This window comes from Synechococcus sp. UW69, assembly GCF_900474185.1.
Taxonomy (GTDB): Bacteria; Cyanobacteriota; Cyanobacteriia; order PCC-6307; family Cyanobiaceae; genus Parasynechococcus.
This window is the reverse complement of record NZ_UCNW01000004.1, coordinates 156,970-169,433: the sequence shown is the minus strand read 5'-3', so window position 1 is coordinate 169,433 and position 12,464 is coordinate 156,970. Positions and strand designations below refer to the sequence as shown.

Below are 12,464 nucleotides of genomic sequence, written 5' to 3'. Positions count from 1 at the left end.
TCGGCGTGCTTCAGCTGCATCAGCTCTTTCCCACAGTGGTAGGCACAACCCAACTCCCCCTGGACCCACTGCAGCAGGCCGCATGCCTGCAGGCTCTGCTGGACGGTCGAGGCGAAGCAGAGGGAAACCCCAGCGAGGGCTGCGCCTGGACGGGTGATCTCCATGGTGTGTGGCAGCTCCATCAAGACGAACGCTTTCAGGCCTTGGTGCAACAGGTGAATGATCAGGTGTGGAGTTACCTCGATTCAATTGGGTTCGCCCGAAGCCAAGTCGCCCTGCATCTGCAGCGGTGCTGGCCTGTCATCAGTGACTGGGATCAGGCGGTTGGACGGCACCATCACCCCAATGCTCATCTCAGCGCTGTCCTCTATCTCACCGGCACCGGCTCCGGTGAGGAGGGCGTTTTACGTCTGCATGCATCCCATCAACCGAATGAGTTGGTGGCTGGCTTGGCGGTGGGTTATGGCGGTCCGATTGCACCAAACCATCCTTTGAATCAATCCCATTGGGATCTAGCTCCACGACCAGGTTTGCTCGTGCTTTTCCCTTCGAGTCTTCAGCACAGTGTTTTGCCGAATGCCGACCCGGATGAGCTGCGCTGTTCCATCAGTTTTGATTTTGTTCTGACGGCTCAAGAGCAGGGTGGATCTCCGGAGTACCTCGCACCCCACCCCCGTCATTGGACATCCCTGGATGAGCCCATTGCCTGAGAGAATGCGGCCTCTTCTCCCCTGACATCCGGCATGACCGACGTGGCCACCTACACCGTCCGCGCCGAGTTCGAAGGCGAGATCCGTACCTTTCCCTGCCGCGCCGACCAGACGGTGCTCAATGCAGCGGAAGCTGCTGGCGTCATGATCCCAAGCTCATGCTGCTCCGGGGTCTGCACCACCTGTGCCGCGGTGATCACCGAGGGCAGTGTTGAGCAGCCCGACGCCATGGGCGTGAAAGGCGAGCTTCAAGAGCAGGGCTACAGCCTGTTGTGTGTGGCCTTCCCGCGCGCCGATCTCACCCTTAAAACCGGCCAGGAAGATGCGCTCTATGAAGCCCAGTTCGGGCAATATCAGAAGTGAGGCTGACCAGCCTGCAACGCCAATTCCTCTGGCCCGCTGATGTGCCGCTGGTTGAGCTGCGCAGCTGGATTCGTCAGCAATTGGCGCCAGAGGGTGATGTGTTGCGTTGGGCCCTCACTGAAGTGCGTCCTGCCCCCGATGGTGGTCGAACCATTCAGGTGGAGGCCGTGATCAGCGCATGAGCTCGGCTCCGATGCCAACGCTGATGCTGGTGCCGACGGGCATTGGTTGTGACATCGGAGGCTATGCCGGTGATGCCTTGCCATCAGCACGGTTGTTGGCCGCAGCGAGCGGCTGTTTGATCACCCATCCCAATGTGATGAATGGGGCTTCGCTCTATTGGAGCGATCCCCGCGTTCACTATGTGGAGGGCTATGGCCTCGATCGTTTCGCCGTGGGCGAGTGGGCCTTGCGACCGGTGCGGAGGCAACGCATTGGGCTGTTGTTGGATGCCGGGATCGAGCCCGAGCTGGCTCAGCGCCAGATTCAGGTGGCCGAGGGCTGCCACGCCAGCTTGGGTTTGGATATCGGCCCGGTGATTTCAACGGATGCGCCGCTCGATGTGACGCTGGAGCGCGGTGCCAGTGGTGCCAGCTGGGGGCGATTGGGTTCTCCAGATGCCTTGTTGCGAGCTGGTGAACGGTTGAAGCAAGCAGGGGCGACGGGGATCGCCGTGGTGGCCCGCTTCCCAGAGGATCCGGAGAGTGAGGAGCTGGCCGCCTATCGCCAGGGCAGTGGCGTGGACGCTTTGGCCGGCGCTGAAGCGGTGATCAGTCATTTATTGGTGAAGCACCTGCAGATCCCCTGTGCCCACGCGCCAGCCTTGGATCCGTTGCCCCTGGATCCAAGGCTCGACCCGAGGGCGGCGGGTGAAGAACTGGGTTACACCTTTTTGGCTTGCGTGCTGGTGGGGCTGAGCCGGGCGCCGGATCTCGTGGCCGCTGGGCGACACAGGCCCGGAGACCTCAGTGTCGAGCAATTGGGGGCGGTTGTGGTTCCCGAAGGAGCCCTGGGGGGCGAGGCGGTGTTGGCCTGTGTGGAGCGGAATCTGCCCGTGGTTTGCGTGGCCAATCCATCGGTGTTGTCGGTCACTGCCGATGCCCTTGGCTTGAGCCAGAGCGTTTTTCATGTCAGCAGTTACAGCGAGGCAGCAGGTCTGTTGCTGGCTCTGCGGGAAGGATTGACTCCGGCGTCTCTGGTCCGCCCACTGCCAGCATTGCAACGGTTGGACTGATGCCTGGCGGTTTCGGTGGAGCCCTTGATCAGAGTCTTTGTCCCTGTGGGGGTGGTGCTTATCGCAGCTGCTGTGGGCCCATGCATCGCGGCGAACAGCGTGCTGAAACGGCTGAACAGCTGATGCGCTCGAGGTATTCAGCCTTTGTGCGTGGGGAAGTGGACTACCTGATGACCACCCATCCCGAGCCGGATGTTCCAGCGCAGCAGCGGCGCCTTGCCCTGCAGCGGAGTTGTCGCCAGACCCATTGGCTCGGATTGACCGTGCTTGCCGTCAGTGCGGGTGGTCCCGGCGACCTAGAGGGAACGGTGCAATTTGAGGCGCGTTACCGCGGTGGGGTGCTGAAAGAAACGTCGTTGTTTCGGCGTCGCGATGGCGCGGCCGATGGCCCTTGGCTCTACATGGCTGCGCTCAAGTTGGAGGGCTAACGCAGGCAGGCCATCGGATGCCGGGGCGGCAGGCCAAGAGCTTTGGCTACCCCCGGGTGACAGACAGCACCCTGCACCGTGTTTAGGCCCGAGAGCAGTTCGGGTCGTTCGGTCACGGCCTCTTCCAGGCCCCGGCCGGCGATGCCCAGGATGTAGGGGAGCGTCACGCTGACCAGGGCTTCGGTGGAGGTGAAGGGCACAGCACCCGGCATGTTGCCCACGGCGTAGTGCTGCACGCCATGAATGGTGACGGTGGGATCGCGATGAGTGGTTTCCTGGCTGGTGGCGATGCAGCCGCCCTGGTCGATGGCTACGTCGACAATCACCGAACCAGGCCGCATCTGCTGCACCATCCCTTCGTCCACCAGGGTGGGGGCCCGCCCGCCGGGTGTGAGAACGGCTCCGATCACAAGATCAGCCGTTGGCACCAACCGTTCCAGCAGGCCGCGGCTGCTCACCACACTCATCAGCCGGCCGCGCCGGTCGGCTTCCAGGCTGCGCAACCGTTGGGGTGATCGGTCGAGCAGTAGCACTTCCGCATCCATTGCGGCAGCAATGCGTGCGGCATTCCAGCCCACGGTGCCAGCGCCAAGCACCACCACCCTGGCCGGTTGCACGCCGGTGCAGCCCCCCATCAGCACGCCACGACCGCCATGGGGTTTTTCCAGCAGGTGGGCACCCACCTGGCCCGCCAGCCGCCCTGCGATTTCGCTCATTGGTGCCAGCAACGGCAGGCTGCCGTTCTCCAGCTGCACGGTTTCGTAGGCAATGGCGGTGGTGCCTGCCTCCAGCAAAGCTTCCCCGACGCCGGGATAGGCCGCCAGGTGGAGGTAGGTGAACAGCACCATGTCCTCCCGCAGGAAGGCAAATTCCTCCGCTTGCGGTTCCTTCACCTTCACCACCAAATGGGCGCCCCAGGCCTCATCTCGGTTCACCAGGCGCGCTCCCGCCGCGGCAAACGCGTCATCGCCGATTCCTGCTCCGGCTCCGGCCCCCGCTTCAATCAGCACTTCAAGGCCCTGGCTCACCAACTCCCGCACGGCGTCAGGGGTCAGCGCGACCCGTTTCTCATCGAGCTTGATCTCCTTCGGCACACCGATGCTGGCCATCGGGGCCGAGAGGACGGAGGCTGCCATGGCGGCTTCAGGGGGATCCCTTCAATGTGGCTCCGCTGCGAGCAACCCGCCACATCTCAAGGGTGGGACTGCTTTAGGCCGCTGCAATTGGCAAGCGCCAGCCGCTGCCGAAGGCCTGGGGACTCACCTTGAGTAACGGTGCAGCCTGCCGCCGTTTGAATTCGGCCCGTTTCAGCAGCCGTTCCACCCGTTCCACCAGGGCGGGATCGTGGCCGGCTGCCACCAGGGCCTCGCCGGAGTGGCGCTCCTGAATCAGGCCTTTGAGCAGTGCATCAAGGGCGTCGTAGTCGGGCAGGGAGTCGCTGTCCTTCTGGTTGGGCCACAGTTCGGCACTGGGGGGTTTGCGTCGAATCGCTTCCCCCACCAGCTCTCCTTGCCTCGGTAGCCCCAGCGACTGCCGGCAGCCCTGGGCTGCTTGGCTGTCGAGCCAATCGCACAGTGCAAACACGCTGGTTTTGTAGAGATCGCCAATCACCGCCAGCCCGCCGTTCATGTCGCCGTAGAGGGTGCAGTAGCCCACGGCTAGTTCTGATTTATTGCCGGTAGTGAGCAGCAATTGCCCCTGTTGGTTGGCCACGGCCATCAGCAGGGTGCCGCGAATACGGGATTGCAGATTCTCCGCCGTTATCCCTTGAGGCGCCTCCCCCAACGGTGCCGTCAGGGCATTGTCGTAGCCCTCCATTAGGCCGGCGATGGGCACAGTGTTGGTCTGCAGGCCAAGCCGTTCGGCCAAGGCCAAGGCATCGTCAATGGATCCAGCCGAGCTCCAGGGGGAGGGCATCAACAGCGTGGCCACAGCTTCCTTCCCCAGGGCAGCGGTGGCGATCACCGCCACCAGTGCGGAGTCGATGCCGCCGCTCAACCCCAGCAATGCCTTTTTGAAACCGCATTTCTGGGCGTAATCGCGCACTCCGAGCACCAGGGCTCGGAAAAGTCGCTCCAGGGGATCCATCGGCTGGACCCGAGCAGGAGCGGGTTGGTCGCTGTCCCAGACCACAAGATGGTCTTCACAGACGGGAAGCTCCAGCTGTATACCGCCATCGGCGCCCACCACAAAACTGGCCCCGTCGAACACCAGCTCGTCGTTGCCTCCGACTTGATTGAGATAGATCAGTGGGCAGTTCAGGCGCCGCGCCGCTGCAGCTGCTAATTGCTGGCGCAGGGCGGGCTTCGCGGCATCGAAGGGAGAGGCCGCAAGATTGATGACCAGATCCGGCTGCTCTGGCATCAGTTGATCAATGGGATCCGGTCCGGCCAGACGCTCGCGTTGCAGGCCGTCATCCACCCACAGGTCTTCGCAGATGGTGAGTCCCAACCGCTTCCCGTTCGGCAAAGTCAGCAGACAGGGGCCATCGCCAGGGCGGAAATAGCGGCGCTCATCAAAGACGTCGTAACTGGGCAGCAGTTGTTTGTGGGCAATCGGCCGCCAGCCCAGGCGATTCACCAGCACGACACCATTGAGCAGCCTTGGGCTGCGGTTATCCGCTGCCGGCAGCGCTGCACCCACCAACAGGGTGATGCTGCTGCTGAGTTGGTTGACCAGCCACTGCAGCATCGCCTCCTGATGCTGGATCCGGCTGGGCTCGAGCAACTGGTCCCGGGGGGGATAGCCCCAGAGGGAGAGTTCAGGGGTCAGCACAAGCTCTGCCGCCTGTTCCTCGGCACTGCGCACGGCATCCAGAATCTGCTTGGCATTGCCCTCGAAGTCGCCGACCACGGGGTTGAGTTGTGCCAGGGCGATGCGCATCAGCAGAGGCTTCCCGACAGGCCATACAGATTGTGCTGGAGTAACAGCGGCCACACCGATTCCGGAATTTCAGCTGCATTGGGTTGACGGCGCAGCTGCGAACTGGCGGTGGCGGGAACCTCAAGATCCAGCAGCTCCACCCGTCCGCCTAGATCCCGCAGCGCTTGCAGATTCGCGTCTTGGAGAGGCCAGCCCTTGCGCGGGGCGATCGCCAATCGGCACTGCGGCAGCCAGCCATCGCTTTGTTTCCAGCGGGGGATCTGGCTGGCCAGGTCGCTGCCCACCACAAACACCAGCTCCCGATCCGGCCAGTGCTGGGCGGCCCGTTGCAGGGTGATCAAGGTGTAAGGGCTGCTCAGGTGCTGGGCTAGTTCCAGGCGTTCATCCTGCAATTGCTCCACCAGCTGGCTGAGCAGCATCGCCCGCAAGGACAGGGGGGCATCGTGTTGTTTCAGAGGGTTGTCGCTGGCCCAGGTCGCCACTTGGCCGTAGCGGTTCAGCAGCCCTTCCAGCAGAACTTGATGGCCCCGGGTGGGTGGATCGGCGCTTGTGCCCAGCAAGGCGATGGCAGCAACGGTCATCTCAGGGCAGCAGCGGTTGGAGATCCTGCTCCAGATCTTTCGGCCAGCGCAGCAGCCAGTGGTGCACCACGGGATCTCGTTCTGCCAAGCGGCGCAGCAGGGCTCCGGGTTGACCGCCACGACGGCGCAGCAATTGCTGCGCTACAAGCCGTCCCGTCCGGCGGCTGGCATGCACCGCCAGGGCGGCTTGAGCGAGGGCCACAGGAGCTGCCGGGGCCAGGCTGCCGCCGCTGCTGACGGGCACCAGCAGCAGAAGTGCCTGTTTGAGTGCCGCTAGTCCCAGCTGAACACCTCCCAGCAGGGCGTTATGGCTGGAGAGACGAGTCAGCAGCAGTCGTGCCGCCGCTGGCGTCATCGGCAGGTTGTAGAGGCGGCTGAGCTGAAGCACCAGGGCGGTATCGCAGGCCATGCCTCCCGCCATATCCAGTGCCACCACTGGGTTGACGGCCACACCGGTGGCCTTGGCTGCTGCGTAGCGACCGATCAGGCTCTGGGCCGTGCGGCGGTGCTGTTGCAGCCGGAGTTGCTGGCATGCTCCTTGGAAGCGGTCGGCCTGGCGTAGCGACTGGATCGCCAGCAGCAGGGTGCCTTCGCTCTCCAGCTGCTGGGTGAGCTGCTCGCGCAGGTCATGCACCTGTGGCGTTGTGATCGTGCTGCGCACCCGGCCATCGGCCTGGATCTGGGGACTGCGGGGTGCAGCCGCAGCGGCCGTGATTGGGAGATCCACCGGCAGACGCCCGCGAATGCTGCGAAGCAGCGCGGCGCGCTCCTGCTCCGGCCAGCGATCGCTGCGATTCAAAACCACTTGTAGGGGCTTTCCACTGGCTAAAAGCGTGGTCAAGGCCTCCAGGTCAGCCCGGGTTAAGTCGCTGTCCAGCACCAGCAATACCAGGTCGGCTCCCATGGCCACACGGGAGGCCAATCGAGCCCTCCCGGCGGCATCGATTTCATCGATTCCAGGGGTGTCCACTAGCTCAACTCTGGTCAGTCCAGCAATGTCCATGGGCCAATCCACCGCCTGTTGCCGCCGGGTGCTGCCGTGAGCGACATCCGTCTGCAGCAGCGGGCGTTGGATCAATGCATTGATCAGGCTGGATTTGCCAACCCCCACCCGACCAAACAGCGCAATGCGCAGGCGTCGTTGCTGCAGCCGTTGCAGTTGACGATCCAGAAGCCGCAAGTCACCCCCCAGCAGTCCCCGTTCCTTGGCGCTCAGCTGCAGCTGTTTCCTCCAGCGCTCCAGCAGCACCTGGCAGCGTTCGACGGTGTGGGGCGGGGTGGGTTGCATCCCGCTCATGCTGCCGGCTTGCGCCACCACCCGGCCAGCACCGCCAGAACCGATTCGGCGCCGATCACGCCAACAAATCCTCCGAATTCATCCACCACCACGCGCACTCCGCTGCTGTCGCGCCGGAACCCCGTCAGCAGTCGATCGGCCCGGATCATCTCCGGCACATACTCCACCGGTTCGCAGAGGTCGACGGGGGTCAGCAGGCCACGGTTTTCCAACAGAGCTGTGAGCACCCGTTCGCGGCTGGCCACCCCAAGCACTTTGTCCACCTGATCGCCGAGCACCACCCACCAGGGGTCGTTGTTGCTCATCAGCTGGGCCCGCTGGGCTTCGATGCTCAGGCCGCCGTCAAGGGTTGGTGCCGCCACCCGCGGAGTCATCAGGTCACGGGCAGTGAGATCGTTCAGCTGAAAGACCTTGCCGATCATCGCGGCTTCGTCGGCCTCGATTTCTCCCTTCTGTGAGCCCAGGCGAGCCAGCAGACGGATTTCCTCTTCGTTGGTGCTGAGTTCCGCTTCTGCGGTGATGGCCGGAAGCATTCTCTCCAGCAACAGCACAAGCGGCCTGAGCGCCAGGCCAAGCCAGTGAAGAAGTGGTGCGCTGGCCAGGGACACTGGCAGTGCCAGGCGACTTCCGAGGGCTTTGGGCAGGATTTCGCCCAACAGGATTACCAGCACGGTCAGGCCCACCGAGAACACCGGCAGGGCGGCGCCGCTGATGTTCCGTTGTTCGAACACCCAGGCGGCGTAACCACCCAGCATCAGGCTCCCGAAAATGTTGAAGCCGTTGTTGGCGATTACCAGGGCAGACAAGGTGCGTCCCAGGCGCTTGCGCAACTGCGCCAGCCTGCGGGCTCCGGGTACGGGGCGCTCCCGGGCCGCCAGTTCGTGCACTCGGATCGGACTTACCGTGAGTAAAGCGGCTTCCACGCCGGAGCAGAGGGCCGAGCCCAACAGCACCACCAAAACCAGCAGCAACAGCACCAGGAGGTCGGAGCTCATTGCCGTCTGAAACTCCTTGCATCGTAGAGGCCTTGGCCAGTTTGGCCTTGCCAACTGCCATCCTGTTCCTCTGAACTCTCTGCTGCTGTGAACGGCTTCGATTCCGGAATCCATGCGCGTCGTCGCGCCCTGTTCCTGGAGCAACTGGGCGCAGCCGCTGCGGTGATTCCCGCTGCCGCATTGGCCACCCACCACGCCGACTGCGAATGGCCCTTCCGTCAGGACAGCGATTTTTTCTATCTCACCGGTTTTGATGAGCCCGATGCAGTGGCCTTGTTGCTGCCGCATCGGCCGGAGGGAGAGCGTTACGTGCTGTTCGTGCAGCCCAAGGACCCTGCGGCTGAGGTGTGGACGGGGATTCGTTGGGGCACTGAGGGAGCTGTGGAGCGTTACGGGGCGGACGTGGCCCATCCGTTGGATCAGTTGAGCGCAAAACTGCCGGAGTACCTCGCCGGTGCCGAAGCCATTGCCTTTCGGGTTGGCCGTCACGCTTCTGTCGAATCGATGGTGCTCTCCGCCTGGGGGCGACAGCTCGACACCTTTGCCCGTACGGGGACGGCCGCCTTGGGCTTGGTGGCACCCACCCCGATCTTGCAGCGCCTGCGCCTGCGCAAGGAGCCCCACGAGCTGGAACGGCTAAGGGAGGCTTGTCGCATCTCCGCCGAAGCCCACGAATTGGCCCGTTCGATCACCCGCCCCGGCATGAATGAGGCTGAGGTTCAGGCGGCGATCGAAGCCCACTTCCGCAGCCAAGGTGCCCGCGGCCCGGCCTACGGCTCCATCGTTGCCGGTGGCGACAACGCCTGTGTGCTGCACTACACCGCCAACACGGCACCCCTCCAGGACGGAGACCTGCTGCTGATTGATGCCGGCTGTTCGCTGGAGGATTACTACAACGGTGACATCACCCGAACCTTCCCTGTGAATGGAAGCTTCTCGGCGGAACAGCGGGAGCTCTACAGCCTGGTGTTGGCAGCCCAGGAGGCTGCCATTGCTGTCGTGGCCCCAGGAGGCACCGCTGATGCGGTGCACGCCACAGCCCTGCGCTTGCTTGTCGAGGGGCTGGTGGATTTGGGCCTGCTGATCGGGGACGTGGACGGGATCATCGAGCGGGGCGACTACCGCCACCTGTACATGCACCGCACCGGCCATTGGCTGGGTCTGGATGTGCATGACGTTGGTGCTTATCGGCTCGGGGAGCAACCCGCTCCGCTGGAGCCGGGCATGGTGCTCACGGTGGAACCAGGTCTTTATGTCAGCGATCGGCTCAGCGTGCCTGAAGGTCAGCCTGAGATCGACGATCGCTGGAAAGGCATCGGTATCCGCATCGAAGATGACGTTGCCGTTACCGAGACCGGTCACGAGGTGCTCACGGCTGGTGCCCTGAAGAGCGTTGCCGCGATGGAACGCTGACCCAGGATCAGCTCACCACCTGCAAGGCCACCCAGACCACGCCCACGGTGAGCAGCATCAGGCCATCCATTTCGCTGACGCGGCCGCTGATCGGCCGCACCAGGATCAGCGTCAGCACCAGCAGCACCGTTTCGATCGGATCCAGTCCGAGGATTACATCGGTGCCTGTGAATTCACCGATCGCCAGAACTGCCGGCACCGTGAGGCAGAGGGTCGCCAGGGACGAGCCGTAGAGAGTGTTGAGCGACCGCTGCAACTCCCCTTTCCCCGCAGCTTGGAAGGCATTGAGAGCTTCTGGTGCCACCACCAGCAAGCCCACGAGTAGGCCGCCGAGGGAACTGGGTAGCTCGAGGTCGTTGATGCCGGTTTCGATCAGGCTTCCCATCGATTCCGCGATCAGCACCAGCACCAGCAGGCCTGCTGCCATCAGACAGACGTTTTGCAGAATTGAGCTCTGAGATTCGTCATGGGGTGTTGGTTCCGCTGAGGTGCTTTCCTCGAGGGAAAGTTGGTCGGAGCCTTGTTGCTGAGCGGTATCGATGAAGAGGTTGCGGTAGCGGCCGACCTGGCCGCCCAGAAAAATCCCGTAAAGACTGATCGACACGAACGTCAGCAGCCAATTGATTGGCAGCGAGTAGTTGGCCTCGATGCTGTCCTGGCTGAAGTTGGGAAGCACCAGAGCCAAAACGCTCATGGTGGTGATCAGATTGATGTAGGCACTCGAACCGCTCTGATTTACAGCCGCCAGGTCTTCCAGCTGCATGGGCTGGGTTCGGCCCTGTCTCTGAAACCTGGCGGCCACGATCAAGGTCACGCCCTTAACCCCCGTGAGCACGATCATCAGCACCGAAAACATCGAGTCGCGGGCCAGGGTCGGGTTGCTGTCTCCCGTCAGCATCGTGGAGGCAATCAGGGCAAGCTCAATAACGATCACGGATCCGGTCAGCACCAGGGTTCCCAGGGGCTCCGCGAGTTGCTCCGCCAGTTGATCGGCATGGTGCGCCACTCCCCGCGCCATCAGCAGCACCAGCACACTGAGCAGGCCAAGGCCAGTGAGGACGGGCAGAGCGGGTTGCAGGAGCAGCCAGTCGAGCACTGTTGTGGTTTCCAGGCTGATTAAGGCCAGGATCCCGATGAGTAGGGGAGTTTCGCGGAGAACGGCCGCCCTCATGCCATCACTCCCTCCCAGCTCAGCAGCGCTTCGGTGTTGTTCAGCACCAGATCGGCGCCGGCCTCCTGCAGCCGTTGTTCATAGATCGTGCGCGCCTTTGCCTGCCCCATGGTCTGCAGGTGAGGTGGCACCACCGCAAGACTCACGAACTGTTGCTCCGGCCAGCGTTCTCGGGCTTGAACCACGGTGTGCACATCGGCCACGGTGTCGCCGAGATAAGCCACCCGAGCTGCCTCGTTGTTCGCCCCCAGAGCCTTGGCCAGGCGGATCAAGCCTGTGGGATCTGGTTTGTCGGGGGCATCTCCCATCGCGATCAAGGGTGGATCCTGGAGCCCCAGTCGCTGCTGCAGCACGAAGCGTGCTGAGGGCGGCTCAGCACCGCTCACGAATCCCCAGCGCACCTTCCTTTCGGAGAGCGTGGCGAAAAAGCTGGCGTCCACAAGCAGGGGCTCATCGCCGATGAATCCAGTCCAGTGACTGGGGTCCCCCTCTGGATCTCCGCCGAAGTAAAAGTCGCTGAACACATCGATCAGCGCGGCCCGATCAGGCAGAGCAGCGCCGTGGCGCCGCAGCAATTCAAGGCTGGCGTCCCAGTCGTTGTTCCAGGCCCCTTCAGCCTTCAGTGCATCGATGGCATCAGCGCTGGGCTGCCAACCGCAGTAGTGCTGGACAGTGCATTGGAGGGCCCTTCGGTAACTGCCAGCGACATCACGGATCACACCATCGATGTCGAACAGCAGGATGGTTGGTGATCCCAGAACGTCAGATGGGGAGCGGCTGGTAGGTTAGTTGTTTGTATTTCTGTCTTGAGCGCTGACACCATGCCGGTCACCGAAGGCGCTGCCCCTACCGACCAGGAGGTCGCGACTCCGACCGCCGACGCGGCTGAAGGCGCCACCCAGGCAGCTGAAACCACTGAAAAGCCTGCAGCCAGCGAGGGTGAAGGCCGTCCTGTTCTGAAGGGTGCCGCCGCGGCTCTGGCCACGGCAACCATCGACGCCGATGGTGTTCCCTCCGGCTACACCCCTAAGGCCGACGAGGGCCGCTTCCTGCTGAAGATCCTCTGGCTTCCCGACAACGTGGCCCTCGCTGTTGATCAGATCGTCGGCGGTGGTCCCAGCCCTCTCACGTCTTACTTCTTCTGGCCCCGTGAGGATGCCTGGGAAAGCTTGAAGACCGAGCTGGAAGGGAAGAGTTGGATCACCGACAACGAGCGGGTTGAAGTGCTCAACCAAGCCACTGAGGTGATCAACTACTGGCAGGAGGAAGGCAAGGGCAAGAGCCTCGACGAGGCCAAGGTCAAGTTCCCCGATGTCACGTTCTGCGGTACCGCCTGAACCCTTTCTTCAGGTTGTTCATCCAAACCTGCCTTCGGGCAGGTTTTTTTGT

14 protein-coding genes are annotated in these 12,464 nt (G+C 63.2%); 7 read left to right on the top strand and 7 right to left on the bottom strand.

The window, feature by feature from the left end; genetic code table 11:
* Positions 1-5 precede the first annotated feature (5 nt).
* From DXY29_RS01855 to DXY29_RS01835, 5 genes are read left to right on the top strand one after another with little or no spacing between them, the layout of a single operon-like run.
* Complete coding sequence (locus DXY29_RS01855; protein ID WP_115022418.1) at positions 6-710, top strand: TIGR02466 family protein; 705 nt, start codon at positions 6-8, stop codon at positions 708-710.
* Positions 711-743: 33 nt separating this feature from the next.
* Positions 744-1,073 (top strand): 2Fe-2S iron-sulfur cluster-binding protein, encoded by a 330-nt coding sequence (locus DXY29_RS01850; protein ID WP_115022416.1) that lies wholly within the window; start codon positions 744-746, stop codon positions 1,071-1,073.
* Positions 1,070-1,255: a hypothetical protein gene (locus DXY29_RS01845; protein WP_115022415.1), complete on the top strand. Its 186-nt coding sequence runs from the start codon at positions 1,070-1,072 to the stop codon at positions 1,253-1,255. The genes DXY29_RS01850 and DXY29_RS01845 overlap by 4 nt, the downstream gene beginning before the upstream one ends.
* The gene (locus DXY29_RS01840) at positions 1,252-2,307 is read left to right on the top strand and encodes a DUF3326 domain-containing protein (protein WP_115022413.1); all 1,056 of its coding nucleotides are present in this window, start codon (positions 1,252-1,254) and stop codon (positions 2,305-2,307) included. Before DXY29_RS01845 ends, DXY29_RS01840 begins: the two co-directional genes overlap by 4 nt.
* A complete protein-coding gene (locus tag DXY29_RS01835) occupies positions 2,307-2,735 on the top strand; it encodes a YchJ family protein (RefSeq protein WP_115022411.1) in 429 nt (142 codons plus the stop codon). Before DXY29_RS01840 ends, DXY29_RS01835 begins: the two co-directional genes overlap by 1 nt.
* Here the strand turns inward: DXY29_RS01835 and ald are convergent.
* The 5 genes from ald to DXY29_RS01810 all read right to left on the bottom strand — a co-directional run bounded on the left by ald (position 2,732) and on the right by DXY29_RS01810 (position 8,491).
* Entirely contained in the window at positions 2,732-3,871 is a 1,140-nt protein-coding gene (ald, locus tag DXY29_RS01830; RefSeq protein WP_115022410.1) for an alanine dehydrogenase, read from the bottom strand. The genes DXY29_RS01835 and ald overlap by 4 nt on opposite strands.
* A 73-nt stretch (positions 3,872-3,944) precedes the next feature.
* The gene (locus DXY29_RS01825) at positions 3,945-5,618 is read right to left on the bottom strand and encodes an NAD+ synthase (RefSeq protein ID WP_115022408.1); all 1,674 of its coding nucleotides are present in this window, start codon (positions 5,616-5,618) and stop codon (positions 3,945-3,947) included.
* A complete protein-coding gene (locus DXY29_RS01820; RefSeq protein ID WP_115022406.1) occupies positions 5,618-6,199 on the bottom strand; it encodes a nicotinate-nucleotide adenylyltransferase in 582 nt (193 codons plus the stop codon). The genes DXY29_RS01825 and DXY29_RS01820 overlap by 1 nt, the downstream gene beginning before the upstream one ends.
* Position 6,200: 1 nt before the next feature.
* Positions 6,201-7,496 carry a GTP-binding protein gene (locus DXY29_RS01815; RefSeq protein ID WP_115022629.1) on the bottom strand — a complete coding sequence of 432 codons (1,296 nt, stop codon included), beginning with the start codon at positions 7,494-7,496 and terminating at the stop codon, positions 6,201-6,203.
* Positions 7,493-8,491, bottom strand: a complete 999-nt coding sequence (locus DXY29_RS01810; RefSeq protein WP_115022404.1) for a CNNM domain-containing protein — start codon at positions 8,489-8,491, stop codon at positions 7,493-7,495. Before DXY29_RS01810 ends, DXY29_RS01815 begins: the two co-directional genes overlap by 4 nt.
* Positions 8,492-8,578: 87 nt before the next feature.
* On the opposite strand from DXY29_RS01810, the gene DXY29_RS01805 reads away from it, so the two are divergent.
* Positions 8,579-9,904: an aminopeptidase P N-terminal domain-containing protein gene (locus DXY29_RS01805; protein WP_115022403.1), complete on the top strand. Its 1,326-nt coding sequence runs from the start codon at positions 8,579-8,581 to the stop codon at positions 9,902-9,904.
* Between the two features lie 7 nt (positions 9,905-9,911).
* Here the strand turns inward: DXY29_RS01805 and DXY29_RS01800 are convergent, their stop codons facing one another.
* Positions 9,912-11,075, bottom strand: coding sequence for a calcium:proton antiporter (locus DXY29_RS01800; protein ID WP_115022400.1), 1,164 nt, complete (start codon positions 11,073-11,075; stop codon positions 9,912-9,914).
* Positions 11,072-11,794 (bottom strand): HAD-IA family hydrolase, encoded by a 723-nt coding sequence (locus DXY29_RS01795; protein ID WP_244279277.1) that lies wholly within the window; start codon positions 11,792-11,794, stop codon positions 11,072-11,074. The genes DXY29_RS01800 and DXY29_RS01795 overlap by 4 nt, the downstream gene beginning before the upstream one ends.
* Before the next feature lie 102 nt (positions 11,795-11,896).
* Here DXY29_RS01795 and DXY29_RS01790 point away from each other — a divergent pair, with 102 nt between their 5' ends.
* Positions 11,897-12,412, top strand: coding sequence for a 30S ribosomal protein PSRP-3 (locus DXY29_RS01790; RefSeq protein ID WP_115022397.1), 516 nt, complete (start codon positions 11,897-11,899; stop codon positions 12,410-12,412).
* Positions 12,413-12,464 lie beyond the last annotated feature (52 nt).